Source organism: Roseomonas aeriglobus, from assembly GCA_016937575.1.
Classification (GTDB): Bacteria; Pseudomonadota; Alphaproteobacteria; order Sphingomonadales; family Sphingomonadaceae; genus Sphingomonas; species Sphingomonas aerigloba.
Genome location: JAFHKN010000002.1, coordinates 744,517 through 764,083 on the forward strand (window position 1 = coordinate 744,517; position 19,567 = coordinate 764,083).

A 19,567-nucleotide genomic window follows, 5' to 3' on the forward strand; every position below is an offset into this window, starting at 1 on the left:
TCGTAATACGTAAGCGAGACGTGGCCGTCCAGGCTATTTATTTTACGCTGCCCGCCTGGCGTATGGTGACGCTATCTTGTATACGGACAACCGCCGCGAATGTTTTGACGAACGCCTGTGGTCGGCTCGTGTTCGGCTTTGGAAAGGACATGCGACTAAATGGCGAACCTCAACCATATTGATCGCGCAACCGAACTAACCGTCGCCTGGTTGTCCAATCCTTCGACACGGGCTGGGATGGAAGACGTGAAGGCATTCCTTTCGTCGATGAACAGGGCGGTTGCAGATTTGTCGGTGCCATCGGCGCCAGCCGTCGAGGAAACCGAAAAGGCCTATGAACCGGCGGTGTCGGTGCGCAAGTCGCTAGCCAACGCGAATTTCATCGTCAGCATGATCGATGGGAAAACTACAGGACACTGAAGCGGCATCTGACGGCAAATGGCCTAACCCCTGCCGAGTATCGTCGGCGGTATGGCCTGAAGGCTGATTACCCGATGACAGCCCCCAGCTACTCCGACGCCCGCAAGGCGATGGCGAAGAAAATTGGCCTTGGGCGTAAGCCGGGTCAGTCACCGAAGAAGGCTGATGCCGGCGATAACGGTGCGGTCGGCAAAGCTAGCAGAAAGTCCGGTTCGACTAAGTCGGTTGCAGCCGCAAGGGCGGCAGCAAAGGCTCATTTGGGTGGTGCTAGTGAATAGGTCGTTTTAAGGCCCGTACAGCGTGCTTGAAGTGAAAGTGGGGCAACACCTACCAGAACGTCCAAATCGCGCTGTACGAGGCTGTCAAAGGCTAGAATCGCCATGTCAGATTGCAAGGGGCTGATTCTGTAAGCCGGACTGGCAGAAAACGCCCCAATTGCAGACATGCGGCCGACTAGCGATAAGGAAGCATGGACGTCTATGTCGAAGCGGCAACCGCCTTGTTCTCCCGTTTGGCTAAACAGCATGCGCTCAGCTACGAGGTAAACATCGATAGCCCGTTCGAAGCGCTGTGGACGTTCCCCAACCAAAGAAACCTCTTAATGCCCGTCACGCTCGGATCGCGGAGTGACGAATTGAGTTTCGGTGTGGCCGACTTCTGGTCGGATTTATTCCCCTTCGAAGAAGCGGCCCCTCTCCTTGAGCGGATTTTTGAGGCATGGATGAGGGGTGATGCGCGGGTCGTAAAAGTGCCCTTGGGGGGCCGAGCCCTTCAACTTCGAGATGGCGATAAATGGGTAACAACCTACCGCGCCAATTGCCTCCTTCCGGTTCCACGTAACCCCAAGCAAGTCATTGCAAACCTCGCGGTCCCAGCGGCCTCTGGATGACGTCTTCCGCCCAATGGCGGACATTACCCCTCGACGCGCAGAAGCTGACTGGGGAAGGCGGTCGCCAACGATAGCGCTTCCTCGACCGGAGCGCTCAGCCATCGGTCAAAATCCTCATCATGCAAAATGACGGGGATCGCCTTCGGATGGATCGCGCCAACCACATGCCCTTCAGCGGCGCCGGGTTCATCACCATAGCCGGTCGTCAGGAACGCAAATATGTCGCCGGCTTCGCTTGGTCGCCAAACCCCTGCGAACGTACCAATTGGTCGCGACGGAATCGAGAACCAGTAGGGTCGCTTCTTGCCCGTCGTCGGGTCTGGTTCGACGCTCCACTCTTGAAAGCTTGTAAACGGTACAAGGCATCGCCGTTCCGGGTTCGCCAATGCCGACCGCCAGAAGGGGGACGCGTAGTTGCGCACGTTCTGAACTGTAACCTTAGGATTGCGGGGATTGGGCCAACCCCATCGCATTTCTCTAAGCGCCCGCTGACCGTTCGTTGCGGTAACCACCGCGCCAGGCTTCGCTGGCGATACATAATCCTTGTCTGCGTCCGCTCCCCATCGATCGTCCGCACCGTAATAGGCGGCGATTTCAGATCGAGCGGTTTGAAGGCGGTACAGGTTGCACATGGTCCGTTCCTAACACCGATGCCCCTGCCAGTATCGATCCCAGCGGATCACAAGCCCTTTGGCAAGCATAGCGCAGGATAGGTCGCCTACTCGTTCAGATCGACACCATGCAGCGGTTCTAGCGCCCTTGCCGTTCCCTAGCGATACGCAACGTAATGGCCGATCGCGAACGATGACATGCCCGGTGCGGGTCGTTCCCTTTGCGCCTCCCAACAGCGATACCAAGCCATTCCTCGCGTCGATGCCGGATGCCTTTGGGCAGGGATGACCTCGGCGGCAAGAATTGTCGATTTCCCGTGCAGCTATGCCCGCCAGCCGAACACGCGGCCCTTCGGCACACCAGATAGGGCCATCACCATCCCAAACATGCGTAGGCGTACAAGTGAAGGCTAAACCAACGGCTACAACATCAGCGAAACTCATCCCGCATATCTACAGCGTGAGCAGATAAATTCGTTGATTTAATTGGTCATCGCGTAGCGGGTCGGTGCCTACGGTACCGACGCTAAGCGCGGCGTCAGTGCGTCCGGCATTAGGGATTTCGTTTGACGATTTCGCAGCAGTGCAAGTTGCACGTTGCTGCCATGTGGCACCCGAATAATCGTCATGCGAAGGCTATTTATAAACGCAGCGGGTACCAGAACGGTCGCCGTCGGGCAGCTGCGAACTCCCCGCCGTCCTTCGGCTTTCAGTTGGTAACCGCCTCTATAGGGGCAGCCGTAATCGTGTTTCTGGCCACACCTTCAATAAACATCATTTGGCGAAACGCGGTTAGTACGCCTGATCAGATCACCGTTCGCGAACGGGGCGTGTATTATGCTCGATGCGCCGATGTTCGTGCAGCGGGTGTAGCACCGATTTACAGGGGCCAGCCCGGTTACCGCGAAGGCTTGGACCGCGACAGCGACGGCATAGCGTGCGAGCCTTACCGCTGAGCGACGTTCCGTTCGCCGCAACCAACTAGCGAATCATGTTCCGCATATGTTCTATAGCGGAAATGGAAACGCTAACCCCCGATCCGCTCGCCAACGCACTTCTCCACGCCCCTGCATGGCAAAGGCTCGGCATAGTCGTCGCTGATCCCCGGTTGAGGGAAAAAGCGGCAAAAGCGCTGGCGGTATCCGTCATCGACGAACTCAACCGCGACCAGCCGTACCATGATCCCCGGCAGCTAAGCCTTTCGCTTTGAAAAATGTCGGCGGCAAACACGCGGCTCGACACACTAGGCGACGTTAGCAGCCACGGCGGCAATCTTCGAGTGACGTGCCGGTGCGGTCATCGTGGCGTAATCGACGCCAGCCTGACGAATAGGTGGTTCCTCTGCCATTGCTGGGGCACGCAGCTTCGCGGTGGGCAGGTCGCCGCCCATCTTCGCTGTAGCAAGTGTAATGGGCGTCCTATCGAACTTCGCCCGACCTTCGAACCGGTGAACGCACCGAACCGGTTTCCCCGTGATGAAGCCGGATGGAAACGGCTGGTTCGGCGATTGAGGGACTAATCGGCGTTCACCGTCATCGGTTGTGAGGATGCGTAAGAATGGCGTTCCTGACCGATCCCATCGGAATGATTAGGGTCGATATTGACCTGCTCCCCGGAAATCATGCCATTGATAAGTTAGCTCGTCAGATGGAGACGAGTGATGCGGCGAGGCCGATTTACCGAGGATCAGATCATTGGCGTGCTGCGCGAGCATGAGGCTGGCGTGAAGACCGCCGAGCTATGCCGGAAGCACGGGATCAGCGACGCGACGTTCTACAACTGGAAGGCGAAGTATGGCGGTATGACCGTGTCAGAGGCGGCGCGGTTGCGGACGCTGGAAGACGAGAACCGCCGGCTGAAGAAGCTGCTGGCGGAGTCGATGCTGGACGTGTCGGCGTTGAAGGATCTGCTGGGAAAAAACTGACCCGGTCTGTGGATCGCTACGCTGCGGTGGAGAAGCTGATGGCCGACCACGGCTTCTCCGAGCGTCGCGCCTGCAGGCTGATCGGGGTCAACCGGTCGGCGTGGCAATATGAGCCGCTTCGCGGAAGGGACGATGCTGTCCGCGCGCGGATGCGCGAGATCGCCAACGAGCGTCGTCGGTTCGGCTATCGCCGGCTGGCGATCCTGCTCAGGCGGGAGGGCAAGGGCATGAACCTGAAGAAGGTGTACCGGCTATACCGCGAGGAGCGGCTGACGGTGCGCAAGCGTGGCGGTCGCAAGCGAGCGCTGGGAACGCGGGCGCCGATGGCGATCCCGCAGGAACCCAACCACCGCTGGTCGCTCGACTTCGTGTCGGATGCATTGGCCTGCGGCCGGCGGTTCCGTATGCTGAACGTCATCGACGACTACAGCCGGGAGTGCCTGGCGTGCATTGTCGATACCTCGTTATCAGGCCGGCGCGTCGTCCGCGAGCTCGCCGCCATCGCCGAACGTCGCGGGCTGCCGTGCATGGTGGTCAGCGACAACGTCCTATGTCGGGAAGCAGCGGCGGGTTTTGGCCAGCAGATATCCATGCGCCGACAACCGTCGGCGCGGCATGCAATCTGAGCCAGATGGCTCCCACCGTCAACGGGATCGCTCCCTGCCATAGCAAACACAGGATCCAGCAGCGCCGAGGCGGCCGTGGTCCTCACCATCCTTAAAACGAGATACGCACCCAGGTGGAAGGCCCGAACATTATCTACAGGGTCGCTCGACGAGCGCCCTCACGGCACTTGCAGAGAGGGGTCCTTCCACCTGGCATCCGACCGTTCGAGGAACGGCCGGTACTCTGTCCCCGTCTTGATGACGGCGTGAGCCACGCGCGCCATCTTGGCGGTGAGCGCCGTCATCGCCTTGCGGCGACGGTCGGCATCGTCCGCGTGCCCGGCGACATATCGTCCGAGCTTGTCGCGGAAGCTGTTGTCGCGCTGACGCGCGGCGACCTGGGCAGCCATCCAGAAGGTCCGGCGCAGGCGCGCATTGCCGTACTTGGACAGCTTCGTGCGGCCACGGAACGTGCCTGACTGACACGTTGCGAGATCGAGACCGCAGAACTTCAGGAACTGACGATGATGGTTGAAGCGCCGCAGATCACCGGCCTCGGCCAGGATGGTCAGCGCGTTGATCGGACCGATGCCCGGAATGTTGCGCAGCAGCTGGTAGTCGACGTCATCGGCGAGCCGCGCATGGGCCAGCCGCTCGATCTCGTCTCGCTGGTGGATGAGGCTGCGGCCCTGCGCGATGACCATGCGGAACATGGTGATGGCGGCTGAGTTCTCCGGCACCGGCAGTGCCGTCGAGGCGGACGCCGTCTCGTAGATGTCGTTGATGAGGCGTGCCTTGGAGACCTTGCGGCCGATGAGCGGCCATGCCGCGGCCGAGAACGCCTCGCGGTCCAGCGCCGTGATGGTGGCCGGCGTCGGAAACCGCTCGATGAGCGCCAGGAACCAGTCGGACCGGCTGTTGCCTGCGAAGCGGGCGATCTCGGGGAAGTACAGCGGCAGGTAGTGGGTCAGGATCCGATGCCAGGTCTGCGTCTTCATCCTTGAGATCGTCTCGTGAGTCTTCGAGAGCTCCTGCAGGTCGTTGATTCCGGCCACCAGCGGGTCGACGTAGCGCTGCGTCGCACCGATCCGCAGCATGTGCAGGATGACCTGCGCGTCCTTGGAGTCGTTCTTGTCCCAGCCGTTGTGCAGCGCCTCGCGCGTTCTGGCGAGCGCGACCGACGAGATGAGGCGCAGCTCGAACCCTGCCGTCAGCAGCCGGTGCGCCAGCGTACGATGGTAATTACCCGTCGCCTCGAACCCGACGATGATAGGGCGCCCGATAGCAGCGAGTTGCTCGGCAAAGCCGTCATAGTCCTGCCTGGTCGCCATGACGGTCATCCGCCGGCGCCGGCCGCCTTCCGGTCGCTCGATGAGAACCTCCTGTCGGCTCTTGGACATGTCGATGGCTACCAGCACGGCGCCGGCAGGCGTAGAGGTGAGCTTGGTCATGGTCGGTCGGCCTCCAAAGTGTTGTCTCGACAACCTCACTTTAGATACCTGCTGACCGGCCATGGCTTGCCCTGATGAAGTCTGCGGCCGCTACGCGGCCTTGTCTTCATCAGGGCCATAGCGGCTCCCGAACCAGCGCTTCCCAATGTGCTACGGGACCGAGCTGACCAGTCACGCCGTCCTTGCCTGGTGCCAGGACACCGGGGTCGAGTGGCATTACATCGCGCCCGGCAAGCCGCAGCAGAACGGCTTTGTAGAGTCGTTCAATGGTCGCTTGCGCGACGAGTGCCTGAACGAGCACTTGTTCCCCTCGCTGGCTGCGGCGAGGCGGATCATCGCGGCATGGCGGGCGGACTACAACACCGTGCGTCCGCACAGCAGTCTTGGCGGGTTGGCACCCGCCGAGTTCACCAACCGCCCCCGCCAAGGGCATAAGGAAAACGAAGCTAACTTATCAGCGGCCTGAAAATGGGGAGCAGGTCAATATGCACGAATGCTTACCGACTGGCGCGCGTTTATAAGGGATTTCTCCTGAACTAAGCGCCGATAAAATCGGGCTTGTCTCGGACGGCAGTAATGCGGCCAAAATTGAAGGCAATTCGCAAGAATGCCAAAAACGTCCATATAAAAAGCATAAACCAAACAGCTATTACAAAATATGAGAGAGAATTTGGGTTGCTTGGCGTAGGCGTAGTTATTGCGAGTGGCAACGATATGAAAGTTAAAAGGAAACCGCCAAGATTAGCTCTCTTTACATATTTAAGGAAACGCCTCATCGTTGATGTATCTTTAATAGCCTCGACGAAGCCTTGCGATTTGCCAACAACAAAACCATAAACGCCGAAAGCAAAGCCAATTTGGATTGACGCCCAGCTTAAGACGGACGAATAAAGATTCGTCATGCTTAATGACTTAGAAGAAACTGCGGCGGCTATTTCGTTTCGAAATATTAAAAGCGCGATACCAGAAATTGCGCTGATTATTATAGGCCCAAACTGCTCGATAAAAAGCGACGCTTTATCGCTTACTGATGCGGAGTCAGACATGGGCATTCAGGGCTGCTTGAACGATTCGGCTGCGTTCGACATAGTTTTGCACGGGATCGTTCGAGGGGCGATTGATCGTATGCTTTACAGAAAGCAGGGCGTCTAACAAATTTACTTCTGCATTCTCGATACCGACACCGTTGTCTGGCGTGGCTTTGACACTTTTAATATTATCGTCGGCTCCTGCGCGTCGGACGAAACCCTCAATCATTCGCTTTGCGTCTTGGCCTAACGAACCATCCTCGTGACCCATGCCCAATTCCAAGGTGATGGTTGGCGCCCCGTAGTCGCGACTTAGGCTGCGCACGGACCTCGCAACAGATGCCATTGCCGGCTCTACATTCCGAAGGTCTTGAGGACTTGCAAGGCGAACCTTGGCTTTGCGGAGAGGGCGCGCTCTAAAATGCCGAAGCGCATTCGCGTCAGCTTTTGGCTCGAACGTAAAACGAGCATTTTGAACCAAAGCCATAATATATTCTATGAAGCGGCTTGGAGCGACGGTGCGAACATCATACTGTATCGCGAGAACATGATCTCGCTCACGATACTGAAAAGCGATTCCCTCCCCGATCGGCCCGGCAACATTGAGTTGGGTCGTTCCGTGTGGATGCACCTCGGAAGGGTGGTCGTCATCTCGAACGCGAGTGATTTCTCCAGTTAGCAGACCAGGGGTCGTAACGTACCGCTCCAACCTAACCCTTATACCTGCCGCCAGCTGTCGCTCCCTAAGACCAGGCGCTCCTCTAGCCTCAATCTCGTCCAATGCCTGACGAAGCGACAAACTTCGCCGGTCAGCCAAACCGACTTGATAGAAACGCACTGTCACAGTCTTCGGCATCTCGGTCCCCTATCACCTAAGGCGCAAGGTAGTTCCGTCGCGCTAGGACGAACAAGAGGATAGCCGGTCCAAAATGCATTCTAATATGTTGGTCGGATTGTGGGCTGGGGTATGTATTTCCCCAAGATCCTCTGTAAATACAACGCATTAGCACTGAAGTTGGCGGAGCGGGAGGGATTCGAACCCTCGATACGGTTTTGCCGTATACTCACTTTCCAGGCGAGCGCCTTCGACCACTCGGCCACCGCTCCGCATGCACTGGAGGCGTGCGGACTAGGGGGAAGTTTCGCCTTGCGCAAGCGGTTGCTCGCAGGCGCGCGGCGTGCCAGCGTGTCGGTTATGACGATCGCTCTCCTCGCCGCCGCCGCTCTGCTCCAGGCCGCGCCCGCCGCGGCGCCTGCGCCGAAGCCCTATGATGCCCTGCCCGAGGACTGGGTGGCGATCCCCGATGACGAGATGCTGGTCTTCACGCTCGCCAACGGCCGGCGGTTCGTCGTGCGACTGGCGCCGGCGCGCTACGTGCCGGTGCACACCGACAATATCCGTAAGCTCGCGCGGGCGACGTGGTGGGATGGTGAGAGCGTGTACCGCGTCCAGGAAAACTACGTCGCGCAGTGGGGCGACCCGACCGAGAAAAAGGCGCTGCCCACAGGCGTCGTCGCCAATCCGCCGGCCGAATATAGCTGGCCGACGTTCGATGCGGTGGCGACGCTCAGCAAGGGCGATCCCTATGCCACCAAGGCGGGATATAGCCGCGACGGCTGGCCGCTGGCGACCAACGGGCGCGAGGCGTGGATCCCGCATTGCTACGGCATGGTCGGCGTCGCGCGCGATCTGGCGCCCTCGACCGGGTCGGGCGGCGATCTGTACACCAATATCGGCCATTCGCCGCGACATCTGGACCGGAACATCGCGATCGTCGGCCGCGTGATCGACGGGATGGATGCGCTGTCGACTCTGCCGCGCGGCACCGGCGGCGGACTGGGCCTGTATGAGGATCCCAAGCAATATGCCGGCATCGTCTCCGCTCGCCTGGCGAGCGACCTGCCCGCCGCGGAGCGTCCGCGCTTCCAGTATCGCAAGACCGAAGGCCCGCGATTTGCCGCATGGATCAGGGCGCGCGAGAACCGCGAGCCGCCGTTCTTCACGGTGCCGGCGGGTGGAGCGGATATCTGCAATGCGCTGCCACCGGTGCGCAAGACGCCGTAGGTCGGGGTACTCGGGCATGATGACGGGAGGTTGACCCGTTCGGGGGGAACGCAGTCGACGCACCTTGTAGAAACTGCCCTTAGACTTCGCTCAAGGCGAGCGGTTGGAGGTGGGGTCACTTCCCGTCATCTCGCTCAAAAGGCGAATGCTGTCGGCCTACCGCCCCCTCCCTCCGGGGGAGGGGCATATGGATGAATCTTGCAAAGGCATTTTGCAGCCTGCTTCTGCGCCGCCGGAATCGAAGGGCCATCCCGCCACGCCGTCCGACGGGACGGCCACGCCGCCCCGTTGCCCGACGTGGCGTCTCCCAGCGTGCTCGCGCACGCTGGCTGCGCCCGTTTACCGCCCGATCCAGTCCGCGACTTGATCGGCGACCTGATTCGCGGCCTGGTTGATCGCCGGGCCCACCGTCGTCGCGTCGATGACCGACACCGGCACCCGCGCTTCGAAGCGGCGCTTTTCGACCGGCTTGCCGCTGTCGCGCTGGAGCAGGGCGTCGAAGGTGACGACTGCGCTCGATGTCGGGGCATCGATGCCGAAGCTGCGCAGGTCGCCGGCCAGGCTCGCGCCGGGTTCGCCCATCAGGCGGGTCGCGATGACGACGCGGCCGGTACGCGCGGTGACCGCGTCGGACATCAGTCGCGCGAACAGGCGGTTCGGCGGTTCGACCCATCGCGTGTCCTGGACATAGGCGACGGCGGTGTCGCTGGAGCGGACCGGCACGCGCAGCGTCGCGATTTCCTGCGGGATCGCCGGGGTCGCGATCGTGACCGTGCCCGACGCCGCGGTCTGGGTCTGGCCGACGGCGATCGGCTGCGCCGCCGTCAACGTCAGCAGCGAGGCCGGCGGCTTTTCGCCGAAGCTGAGGCAGCCGCCGAGCGAGAGTGCGAGCGCGAGTGCGCCGAGCGAGCGAGCTTTCATGGGCATTCTCACTTCTTGGGCTTGTAGTCGGGGAGCTTGGGCGAGCCGATCAGCGAGCCGGCGCCCTGCTGGTCGACCTTTTCGGCGACCGCGGAGAGCGAGGCCGCCATCACGCGCAGGTCGTGGACCAGCTGGTTCACCTCCGGCAAGGTGTTGCGGCTGAAGCCCTGCACGGCGGGCTTGGCGTCGGTGATGACCTCGTTGAGCGAATCCATGCTCTTCTGCGCAGAACCGATTGCCCTGTTCAGATTGGCCATTGCCGGCCGCACGTCGTTGGCGACGACGCCATTGGTCGTCTGGGCGAGGTCGCCGATTTGCTGGGCGGCATTGCCCGCCTGCTCGATCGCAACGCGGGTCTGGGCCAGGGTCGCGGCGATTTCGGGTCCGCGATCGGCCAGCGCATCGGTCAGGCGGTTGGTGTTTTCGAGAATGCCGGCGATCGAGGCCTGGTTGCGGTCGCTGAGAAGGCCGGTCAGCCGCTCGGTCAGCGTCGTCAGGCGCTCGAGCAGTTGCGGGGCGGAGCTGAGCAGTGCGCCCAGGCCACCCGCGCGTGGCGGAATCAGCGGCACGCCGAACGGGCAGACGCGCTGCGGGTTCACCTCCGGGCAGACGATCGGCGGAGCGCCGGGCTGGGCACCGTCGATCTGTACGGTGCTGGTGCCGGTAAAGCTGCCGACGACCGCTGCCGTCGCACCCTGCAACACCGGTGTTTCGGGGCGCACCGACACGCGGACGCGCACCAGCTGCGGGTCGGGCGGATACAGCGCGATGTCCTTGACCTGGCCAACGGGCACACCCGAATAATTGACCACCGATCCGCGGGCGAGGCCATCGACCGCCTGTTTGAACAGGATGTCATATTCCTTGTCCTCGGCGACACCCATCCGCGACAGCCAGACGGTGAAGAGCGCCAGCACCAGCAGCAGGATCAGCACGACGCCGCCGACGAGGACGTGGTTCGAACGGGTTTCCATCAGCCTGTCACCTGCTTGGGAGTCTGCGCTTGGGTTTGCTCCTCCGTCCGCTCGACAGCGGCGGTGGCGGCGCGGCCGCGCGGGCCGTTGAAATATTCCTGGATCCACGGGTGATCCAGCTCGAGCAGTTCGGGGATCGTGCCGACCGCGATGACACGCTTGTCGGCCAGTACCGCGACGCGGTCGCAGATGGCGTAGAGCGTGTCGAGATCATGCGTGATCAGGAATACGGTCAGCCCCATCGTCCGCTGGAGCGATTTGGTCAGTTCGTCGAAGGCCGCGGCGCCGATCGGATCGAGGCCCGCGGTGGGTTCGTCGAGGAACAGCAATTCGGGATCGAGCGCGAGCGCGCGGGCAAGACCGGCGCGCTTCTTCATGCCGCCCGACAGTTCGGACGGATATTTCGGCCCCGCCTCGGCAGGCAGGCCGGTCATCACGACCTTGTACCCCGCGATCTCGGCCATCAGCACGGGATCGAGGTTGGGATAGAATTCGCGCAGCGGAACCTGGATGTTCTCGCTGACCGTCAACGTCGAGAACAGCGCGCCGCCCTGGAACAGAACGCCCCAGCGCTTGCGGACCGCGATCGCGTTGCGGCCCTCTTCATCGGTATCCTTGCCGAACACGCCGACGGTGCCCGCGTCGGGCGTCTGCAGGCCGATGATCGAGCGCATCAGCACCGATTTGCCGGTGCCCGATCCGCCGACGACGCCCAGGATTTCACCCTTGCGGACGTCGAGGTCGAGATTTTCGTGCACGACCTGGTCGCCGAAGCTGTTCTTCAGCCCGCGAACGCGGATGATGGCGTCGCCCGAAAAGGTTGGATCGGTGCCCATCAGATCCACCCGACATAGGTAAAGAAGACCGCGAAGAACGCATCGAGCACGATGACCAGGAAGATCGCCTGGACGACCGCCGCGGTGGTGCGCGTGCCGACCTGTTCGGCGTCACCCTCCACCTGCATGCCCTGGAAACAGCCGGCAATGGCGATGATCGCGCCGAACACCGGCGCCTTGACCAGACCGACGTACAGATCGGTGATCGGAACGACCTCGCGCAGCCGCTGAATGAAGGTGACCGGCGGGATGTCGAGGCTGAGCCAGCAGAGCAGGCCACCGCCGATGATCGCGATCAGCGAGGAATAGAAACCCAGCAACGGCATCAGGCAGATCGCCGCCAGCGTTCGCGGCACGACGAGCGCCTCCATCGGCGAGACGCCGATTGTGCGCATCGCGTCGATTTCCTCGGTCAGCTTCATCGTGCCGAGCTGCGCGGCGAAGGCCGATCCCGAGCGGCCGGCGACCATGATCGCGGTCATCAGAACGCCGAGTTCCCGAAGGGTGATGCGGCCGATCAGGTTGATCGTGAACACCTCGGCCCCGAACTGGCGCAACTGCACCGCGCCCTGCTGGGCAATGACGATCCCGATCAGGAAGCTCATCAGGCCGATGATGGCAAGCGCGGAGACGCCCACGACCTCGAACCGCTGGACGACCGCATTGAACCGAAAGCGGCCGGGGTTGCGGATCAGTGCCCAGAAGGCGAGCACCGTCGCGCCGAAGAAGCCGAGCAGGCCGACCATCGTCTTGCCCGCGGTCGCCGTCGCCGCGCCGATCTCGCTCAACACGCGGAAGAAGGATGGCAGTGGCGTGGTCGGCGTCGAAATCGGCGCATCGGCCTTCTGCACCTGGTCGAGCAGATGCGCGCGGTCTTCGGACAATCCCTGAATGGGCACGCCGTTGCGGTCGGCGAAGCGATGGATCACCCACGCCCCGACCGTATCGATGCGGTCGATGCCCGACAGGTCGATCGCCCGGGCGCCATTGGTCGCGTCGAGTCGGTCGGGCAGGTCGCCGAGCGTTGCCAGCGACAGATCGCCCGAGAATTTCAGGGTGCCGCCGTCGTCGGTAAAGGTCGCTGGCTTGCTCATCCGCGTCCCTCTTTCCCGATTAGTTCTTCCACGGCAAGCCGGGGCGTGCGAACGTCGCGATGATGCGACAGCTTCTTGCCATCTATGACATGGACAAAACCATCACGCGGACGCCCACGTGGACGCCGTTCCTGGCGTTCGCGATGCGCCGCCGTGCGCGCTGGCGACTGGCCCTGCTGCCCTGGGCGGCGATCGCGGGCCTTGCCTATGTCGCCAAGGTCATCGATCGGGCCAGGTTGAAGCAGACCACGCAAAAATGGTTGCTGGGTGGCAGTATAGCGGCGGATCATGTCACGACGTTGACCTCCGCCTTTGCCGACCACGTCGTTGCGACCGGCGTACTCGACCAGGCGCGGGCGCGCATCGAGGCCGACCGTGCCGAGGGGTATCGACTGGTGATGGCGACCGCATCCTACGCCTTTTACGCCCGCGCGATCGCCGAGCGGCTGGGCTTCGACGACGTGATCGCGACCGAAAGCGAGCATGACCCGGCCGGCGCGCTGACGCCGCGAATTGCCGGGGAAAACGTCTACGGCGCCGCCAAGCTGCGCGCAGTCGAGGCGTGGATGGGAAAGACGGGCCTGCAGCGCGCCGACTGCCGGATCCGCTTCTATAGCGACCATGTCTCCGACGCGCCGGTTCTGGAGTGGTCGGACGAACCGTTCGCGGTGAATGCGCACGGCCCGCTGAAGGCGCTGGCCCGGGCAAAGGGTTGGCCGGTGCTCGACTGGCGGGGCTGAGCACCGGACGTCGCCACATCCGTTCGTGCTGAGCTTTTCGTAGCACCGTAGTTTGATACGCCCGCTGGCCGCTCGCGGTCCAAAGGGCGGTGCTTCGCGCTCAGTACGAACGGGGAGGGGGAGTCCGCTCACAACCACGCCCCCACGGTGTGGATCGTCACCCCGACGAGGCCTCCCACCAGCGTTCCGTTCACCCGGATATATTGCAGGTCCTTGCCCACGCTGTTCTCCAGCCGCGTCGTCAGCGTCTGCGTGTCCCAGCTGCGGATCGTATCGCTGACCAGCCGAACGATGCCGTCGCCATAGTCCGATGCCGCCCCCACCGCCGCGCGGCGGACGAAGCGGTTGATCGTGGCTGCCAGTTGCGGGTCGCTTTGCAGCGTCTCGCCCAGCTGGCGCAGCGCCTCGCCCAGCTGGCCGCTCATCATCGCGTCGGGGTCGCGGGTCACGCGCAGCATCGCCGTACGCGCCTGTTCCCAGATGCCCTGCCACCAGTCGGTCAGCGCGGGGTTGTCGAGCATGTCGTTCTTGAACGTCTCGACCTTGCGGCGCGCGCGGGAGTTGCGTTGCAGGTCCACCGCCAGCGTCGCCAGACCCTCCTCCGCCTTGGCGCGCAGCGGATGGTCCGGATCCTCGGCCATTTCCAGGATCAGCTTGTACAGCCCATCCAGGATGGCGTTGGCCAGCGTCTCGTCGAGCCCGGTCCAGCGCAGGATGCTGCCTGCCTTGGACGAGATCATGCCGCGCAGGATCTGCTCGTTCGCCTCGATCGTCTTGCCGGCCCAGCGCACCACTGCGTCGATCAGCGGCTGGTGGCGGTTCTGGACGATCGCGGCCTGGAGCGCTTTGCCTAGCATCGGCGACACTTCGATCCGCCGCAATTGTCCGGCGAGGGCGGAGCGAACCATGCCGCCCAACCGCTCCTGATCCAGCGACTCGAGGATATTGCCCGCCAGCCGCGAGGCGCCGCGCCGCAGCCGGCCGACACCGGCGTCGCTGGGGTTGGACAGCCAGCGCCCGACAGCGCCGGCGACGTCGATCCGCCCCATCCGTCGCGCGACGACGCGGGGGATCAGGAAATTCTGACGCAGGAAGGCGCCCAGCGTATCGGCGATCCGTTCCTTGTTGCGCGGTACGATGGCGGTGTGCGGGATCGGCAGGCCGAGCGGGTGGCGGAACAGCGCCGTGACCGCGAACCAGTCGGCCAGGCCGCCGACCATCGCCGCTTCGGCAAAGGCGCGGATATAGCCGACCGCGGGGTGCACGCCCTCGTTCACCCGCGCCAGGACATAGACGATCGCCATCGCGACCAGCAGGCCGGTCGCGACGATACGCATCCGCCGCAGGGCGGGGGGAGGGGCTCCCCCGATACCGAGGGCCGATGCGGCTAGTGCCATGGGCGAAACAATCCCCGAAACCGGGGATTGTTCAAGCCGTCTTCATCTTATTCCGCCGGCTGGGCGGCATCGCCGCCGCCACCATGGCCGAGTTTGCGCGGGCCCTGTCCCAGCTGGGGACGATCCGGGCCGTGCTGCTCGATCACCGGCTGGCCGTCGTCGCCGGGGCGATAGGTCAGCAGGCGCCGGCTGAGCTTTGGCCCGAGCCAGCGTTCCACGCCGACCGCCAGGCTGAACGACGCCGGCACGATGACGAGCGTCAGGATCGTCGACAGGATGAGGCCGCCGATCACTACGACGCTCATCGGCTGGCGGAACGACCCGTCACCCGACAGCGACAGCGCGGTCGGCACCATACCGGCGACCATCGCCACCGTGGTCATCACGATCGGCTGCGCGCGCTTGTGCCCGGCGTCCAGGATCGCGTCGATCGGATGGACGCCCTTTTCCATTTCCTCCAACGCAAAGTCGATCAGCAGGATCGAGTTCTTGGCCACGATGCCGAGCAGCATCAGGATGCCGATGTACACCGATAGCGATATCGGCATGCCGCAGATCCACAGCGCGATCAGGCCGCCCAGCGGCGCCAGCAACAGCGAGCCCATGTTGACGAACGGCGGCATCACGCGGCGATAGAGCAGCACCAGTACCGAGAAGACCAGGAAGATGCCCGCCAGCACGGCGCCGGTGAAGTTCTGGATCATCTCCGCCTGCTGCTTCGATTCGCCCAGCTTCAGTTCGCTGACGCCGATCGGCAGATTCTTCATCGCCGGCAGCGCCCGGATCTTCTTCATCGCCTCGCCGGAGACTTCGCCCGGCGCAAGATCGGCACCGATCGTCAGGCGGCGGACCTGGTTGGACCGTTCGATCTTGGTCGGGCCCGCGCCGAAGCCGATGTCGGCGACGACCTTCAGCGGCACCGATCCGCCTCCGGCGGTCGGGACCGGCAGGTCCTCGATCGTCGACAGTCGCTGGCGTGCCGACTGGTTCAGCGCGACCCGGATCGGGATCTGCCGATCCGACAGCGAGAAGCGGGCCGAATTCTGGTCGATGTCGCCCAGGGTCGCGATGCGGATCGCCGACGAGAGCGCCGCCGTCGTCACGCCCAGCTGCGCGGCGAGGTCGAGCTTGGGACGAATGACGATTTCCGGGCGCTGCAGGTCGCCGGTGATCAGCGGGCTGCGGACCGTCGGCAGCGTGCGCATCTGATCGACGATCGCGATCGCGGCCTGGTTCAGCTTGACGGGATCGTCGCCCCCCAGCGTGATGGTCAGGGCGCGGCCGGACCCGCCGCCCCAGCCGCCGGCACGGAACGACACCCGCGCATCGGGGATCTGGCTGAGCGTCGGGCCGATCGCGCGCTGGAACTCGTAGCTCTTGAGCTTGCGGTCCTTCCGCAACTGTGCGGTGACGCGACCCTGCCCGACGAAGGCGCGGGTATACACGCTTTCGACATCGGGCTGTGCGCGCAGCACGTCCGCCGTCTTCTGCACGATCGCTTCGGTCTGGAGCAGGGTCGATCCCGGGACCAGCTCGACGATCGCGGTGACCGAGTCGTTGTCTTCTTCGGGCAGGAAGGTGTTGGGCAGGACCATGAACATCAGCACGGTCGCGACCAGCGCGGCGATGCCGCCGACGACCGCCGACCAGCGATGCATCAACGTCCAGCGCAGCACGGCCATATAGCCGTCCATCAGCTTGCCTTCGCCGTGGCTGGCGTGCCCCTTGGCCTTCAGGAAATAGGCCGCGATCATCGGCGTCAGCAGACGAGCGACGGCAAGGCTCATGAGGACCGAGGCGACGACGGTCAGGCCGAAATTCTTGAAGAACTGACCGGATACGCCCGGCATCAGCCCCACGGGCAGGAACACCGCGACGATCGACATGGTGGTCGCCAGCACCGCGACGCCGATTTCGTCGGCCGCATCGATCGATGCCTGATAGGCCGACTTGCCCATGCGCATGTGCCGAACGATGTTTTCGATCTCCACGATCGCGTCGTCGACCAGCACGCCCGCCACCAGGCTGAGCGCCAGCAGCGTCATCTGGTTGAGGTCGAAGCCCAGCAGCTCCATGAACCAGAAGCTGGGGATCGCCGACAGCGGGATGGCGAGCGCCGAGATGACCGTCGCGCGCCAGTCGCGCAGGAACAGGAACACGACGAACACGGCGAGAACCGCGCCTTCCATCATCGCGTCGATCGCGACGTGATACTGTTTCTCGGCATATTGCGAGTAGTTGAACAGCAGGTGGAACTGCACTTGCGGATTGCGCTTCTGCAGCGCTTCCAGCTTTGCCTGCGCCTCCTTGAACACGGTCACGTCCGAGGCGCCCTTGGCACGCTGGAAGTCGAAGCTCAGGACCTGGCGGCCGTCGGCCGTCGATAGCGAGCGCTGTTCAGCGTAGAGGTCACGGACCTCGGCGATGTCCGCCAGCCGTACCGAGCGTCCGCCGACCGAAATCTGGGTCTGGCCCAGCTGAAACGCATCGCGCGCATTGCCGAGGACGCGAACCGACTGTTCGGATCCGGCGATTTCGGCACGGCCGCCGGCGGCGTTCAGGTTGATCTGGCGCAGCGCCTGATTGACCTGGCTCGCGGTCAGGCCCTGCGACTGAAGCTTGAGCGGATCGAGGATGACGCGAATTTCGCGGTTCACGCCGCCGTTGCGATCGACCGTCGCCATCCCCGGCACAGACAGAAGTTCGCGGGTGACGGTGTTGTCGATGTACCAGCTGAGTTGTTCGATCGTCATCGACGTGGTCGACGCGGTGAAGCTGGCGACATCGTTTCCGCTGGTGTTGATGCGGCCGATCTGCGGTTCGAGAATGCCATCGGGCAAATCGCCGCGGATCTGCTGGATGGCGTCGCGGATGTCGTTGACGGTGCGGTCGATCGGCGTGCCGAGATCGAGCTGGACGACGGTCTGCGACTGACCCTCGGTCACGGTCGAATTGATTTCGTCGATGCCCTGGAGCGAGCGCACCGCCGCCTCGACGCGCTGCGTCACCTGGCCTTCGAGCTCGCTGGGCGCCGCACCCGGCTGGCTGATCGCGATGAAAGCGACCGGGAAGTCGATGTCCGGCTGGTTGTTCACGTCCATCCGCATGAAGCTGACCAGCCCCATGATCGTCAGGAACAGGAACAGGACAATCGGCGGAACCGGGTTGCGGATCGACCAGGCCGAGATGTTGCGGAAACCCATCCGAGTCGCTCCTTACCGGGCCTTCGCCAGCTGTGGCTTGACCGTCTGGCCTTCGTTGAGGAAGGCGCCGGCCGACTGCACGATCCGTTCGCTGCCATCCAGGCCGCCGGCGATCGATACGCCCGCGTCGGATACTTCCCCGACCGTCACGTCACGGCGCCGCGCCTTGTTCGCGCCGTCGATGATGTACACGTAATTGCCCTTGCCGTCACTGAGCACGGCCGACTCCGGCAGCAATGGGGCTTGGACGCCGCCGACGTCGATGGCCGCACTGGCGAACCCGCCCGGGCGCAACGCCGAATCATAGCGAAGAGCGATGCGCGCGATCCCCTGGCGGCTCTGCGGATCGATAATGGGGGAGACCTGCCATACCTCGCCGACGAAGGCTTTCTGCGAGCCGACCGGCGTCACGCGACCGACCATGCCGGTACGAACCCGCGCCAGGTCGCTTTCGGCCAGCTGGGCGCGCATTTCCATCTGCCCGCCCATCGCGATGCGGAACAGCTGCCCGCTGCCGGAGCTGACGATCTGCCCGGGCTCGACGCCGCGGGTCAGGACCAGGCCTTCGGCAGGCGCACGAATGTCGAGCCGCTGATTGCGGGCCCGCGTCTCGGCAAGCTGCGCCTGTGCGACGCGGACGCGGGCGTTTGCCTGCGCCAGAGTCGCCTCACGACGCTGGACATCGGCCTTCGATACGAAACCGCGGTCGACCAGTTGCTTGGCCCGATCGAGTTCGGCCTGCGCCAGGTCAGCGTCGGCGCGCGCGACGTTGATGTTGGCAGCCTGGCTCTGTGCGGTCTGCGACTGGACCGAGCGGTCGATCGTCGCGAGCACTTGGCCGGTGCGGACCCAGCTTCCCGGCTCGACCAGAACACGCGTGACCATGCCGCCTTCGCCCGCGACGCCCACCGGCATTTCGCGACGCGCTGCGATGGTGCCGTTGCCGGTGACGGTGGTGGCAACCGCGGAGCGGCCGGGGACGACGACGGTCACCGTCGGAACGCCCTGGCCACCCTTCGGCGCCGCGGCGGCCTTGCCGGCCGGTGCGTCACCCCCGCGCAGGGCGTAGGCGGCCGCCAGCGCGATCAATATCGCCGCCACGACGATCGCGATGATCCACTTGCGCCGATTCGGCCGCGCGCGCTCGTCGGTCAGCGCGTACTGCGTGTCGTTCCCCTGCATCGAAGCTCTCGTCCGTTCCGTATCGTTTGAACCCGCCGCGCCCCCCGCGGCGTGGTGCTCAGCTGCTGTATTAGATAAATAAGTCACCAAGCTCAAGCGCGGAGAAAGCGGAGTCTTTGCCACGCACTACAAGCCGTTTCGTCACCGACCGCCCGTCTGGTGCAACGAAGTGGCGGGATTGCGGCGCGCTCTACCCGATTTCGGCGCCGCTGCCGATTGATCCACAT

At 63.5% G+C, this 19,567-nt stretch carries 18 protein-coding genes, 1 tRNA gene and 2 pseudogenes; 9 read left to right on the top strand and 12 right to left on the bottom strand.

All coding sequences use genetic code 11. The features are described 5' to 3' along the window. Positions 1–159: 159 nt before the first annotated feature. Together JW805_04025 and JW805_04030 are read left to right on the top strand one after the other, a co-directional pair. Positions 160–698 (top strand): annotated as a pseudogene (locus JW805_04025) (MucR family transcriptional regulator). Between the two features lie 191 nt (positions 699–889). Beyond that, entirely contained in the window at positions 890–1,309 is a 420-nt protein-coding gene (locus JW805_04030) for a hypothetical protein (GenBank protein MBN2971182.1), read from the top strand. A gap of 23 nt (positions 1,310–1,332) precedes the next feature. On the opposite strand, the gene JW805_04035 is transcribed toward JW805_04030, so the two are convergent. Next, entirely contained in the window at positions 1,333–1,941 is a 609-nt protein-coding gene (locus tag JW805_04035; protein MBN2971183.1) for an SOS response-associated peptidase family protein, read from the bottom strand. A gap of 584 nt (positions 1,942–2,525) precedes the next feature. On the opposite strand from JW805_04035, the gene JW805_04040 reads away from it, so the two are divergent. The 4 genes from JW805_04040 (at position 2,526) to JW805_04055 (ending at position 4,470) form a co-directional block, all read left to right on the top strand. Further along, positions 2,526–2,876: an excalibur calcium-binding domain-containing protein gene (locus JW805_04040; protein ID MBN2971184.1), complete on the top strand. Its 351-nt coding sequence runs from the start codon at positions 2,526–2,528 to the stop codon at positions 2,874–2,876. A 62-nt stretch (positions 2,877–2,938) separates the two neighbouring features. Beyond that, positions 2,939–3,130 carry a hypothetical protein gene (locus tag JW805_04045; GenBank protein MBN2971185.1) on the top strand — a complete coding sequence of 64 codons (192 nt, stop codon included), beginning with the start codon at positions 2,939–2,941 and terminating at the stop codon, positions 3,128–3,130. Between the two features lie 450 nt (positions 3,131–3,580). Continuing rightward, positions 3,581–3,844: a transposase gene (locus JW805_04050; GenBank protein MBN2971186.1), complete on the top strand. Its 264-nt coding sequence runs from the start codon at positions 3,581–3,583 to the stop codon at positions 3,842–3,844. Between the two features lie 8 nt (positions 3,845–3,852). Then, positions 3,853–4,470 carry an IS3 family transposase gene (locus tag JW805_04055; GenBank protein MBN2971187.1) on the top strand — a complete coding sequence of 206 codons (618 nt, stop codon included), beginning with the start codon at positions 3,853–3,855 and terminating at the stop codon, positions 4,468–4,470. A 158-nt stretch (positions 4,471–4,628) separates the two neighbouring features. On the opposite strand, the gene JW805_04060 is transcribed toward JW805_04055, so the two are convergent. Beyond that, on the bottom strand, positions 4,629–5,900 hold the full coding sequence (locus JW805_04060) for an IS110 family transposase (protein ID MBN2971188.1): 1,272 nt from the start codon (positions 5,898–5,900) through the stop codon (positions 4,629–4,631). A 154-nt stretch (positions 5,901–6,054) separates the two neighbouring features. On the opposite strand from JW805_04060, the pseudogene JW805_04065 reads away from it, so the two are divergent. Next, positions 6,055–6,366: pseudogene (locus JW805_04065) on the top strand (transposase). 70 nt (positions 6,367–6,436) lie between these two features. Here the strand turns inward: JW805_04065 and JW805_04070 are convergent. The 3 genes from JW805_04070 to JW805_04080 all read right to left on the bottom strand — a co-directional run bounded on the left by JW805_04070 (position 6,437) and on the right by JW805_04080 (position 8,035). After that, on the bottom strand, positions 6,437–6,952 hold the full coding sequence (locus tag JW805_04070; protein ID MBN2971189.1) for a hypothetical protein: 516 nt from the start codon (positions 6,950–6,952) through the stop codon (positions 6,437–6,439). After that, a complete protein-coding gene (locus JW805_04075) occupies positions 6,939–7,784 on the bottom strand; it encodes a hypothetical protein (GenBank protein MBN2971190.1) in 846 nt (281 codons plus the stop codon). Before JW805_04075 ends, JW805_04070 begins: the two co-directional genes overlap by 14 nt. A gap of 160 nt (positions 7,785–7,944) precedes the next feature. Then, a tRNA-Ser gene (locus tag JW805_04080) sits at positions 7,945–8,035 on the bottom strand. Between the two features lie 88 nt (positions 8,036–8,123). Here JW805_04080 and JW805_04085 point away from each other — a divergent pair. Next, on the top strand, positions 8,124–8,993 hold the full coding sequence (locus JW805_04085) for a peptidylprolyl isomerase (GenBank protein ID MBN2971191.1): 870 nt from the start codon (positions 8,124–8,126) through the stop codon (positions 8,991–8,993). A gap of 339 nt (positions 8,994–9,332) precedes the next feature. On the opposite strand, the gene JW805_04090 is transcribed toward JW805_04085, so the two are convergent. The 4 genes from JW805_04090 to JW805_04105 are packed head-to-tail and all read right to left on the bottom strand — an operon-like array spanning position 9,333 to position 12,818. Beyond that, a complete protein-coding gene (locus tag JW805_04090; GenBank protein MBN2971192.1) occupies positions 9,333–9,920 on the bottom strand; it encodes a membrane integrity-associated transporter subunit PqiC in 588 nt (195 codons plus the stop codon). A gap of 2 nt (positions 9,921–9,922) precedes the next feature. Further along, complete coding sequence (locus JW805_04095; GenBank protein ID MBN2971193.1) at positions 9,923–10,888, bottom strand: MCE family protein; 966 nt, start codon at positions 10,886–10,888, stop codon at positions 9,923–9,925. After that, positions 10,888–11,724 (bottom strand): ABC transporter ATP-binding protein, encoded by an 837-nt coding sequence (locus JW805_04100; protein MBN2971194.1) that lies wholly within the window; start codon positions 11,722–11,724, stop codon positions 10,888–10,890. The genes JW805_04095 and JW805_04100 overlap by 1 nt, the downstream gene beginning before the upstream one ends. Next, complete coding sequence (locus tag JW805_04105; protein ID MBN2971195.1) at positions 11,724–12,818, bottom strand: MlaE family lipid ABC transporter permease subunit; 1,095 nt, start codon at positions 12,816–12,818, stop codon at positions 11,724–11,726. The genes JW805_04100 and JW805_04105 overlap by 1 nt, the downstream gene beginning before the upstream one ends. 59 nt (positions 12,819–12,877) lie before the next feature. Between JW805_04105 and JW805_04110 the strand changes: the two genes are divergently transcribed. Next, positions 12,878–13,558 (top strand): HAD-IB family hydrolase, encoded by a 681-nt coding sequence (locus JW805_04110; protein MBN2971196.1) that lies wholly within the window; start codon positions 12,878–12,880, stop codon positions 13,556–13,558. Positions 13,559–13,686: 128 nt separating this feature from the next. Here JW805_04110 and JW805_04115 read toward each other — a convergent pair whose 3' ends face one another. Genes JW805_04115 through JW805_04125 form a run of 3 tightly spaced genes read right to left on the bottom strand, consistent with a single transcriptional unit; the run spans position 13,687 to position 19,340 of the window. After that, on the bottom strand, positions 13,687–14,955 hold the full coding sequence (locus JW805_04115) for a DUF445 domain-containing protein (GenBank protein ID MBN2971197.1): 1,269 nt from the start codon (positions 14,953–14,955) through the stop codon (positions 13,687–13,689). Between the two features lie 47 nt (positions 14,956–15,002). Beyond that, positions 15,003–18,158 (bottom strand): efflux RND transporter permease subunit, encoded by a 3,156-nt coding sequence (locus JW805_04120; protein ID MBN2971198.1) that lies wholly within the window; start codon positions 18,156–18,158, stop codon positions 15,003–15,005. Positions 18,159–18,170: 12 nt separating this feature from the next. Further along, complete coding sequence (locus JW805_04125; protein ID MBN2971199.1) at positions 18,171–19,340, bottom strand: efflux RND transporter periplasmic adaptor subunit; 1,170 nt, start codon at positions 19,338–19,340, stop codon at positions 18,171–18,173. Positions 19,341–19,567 lie beyond the last annotated feature (227 nt).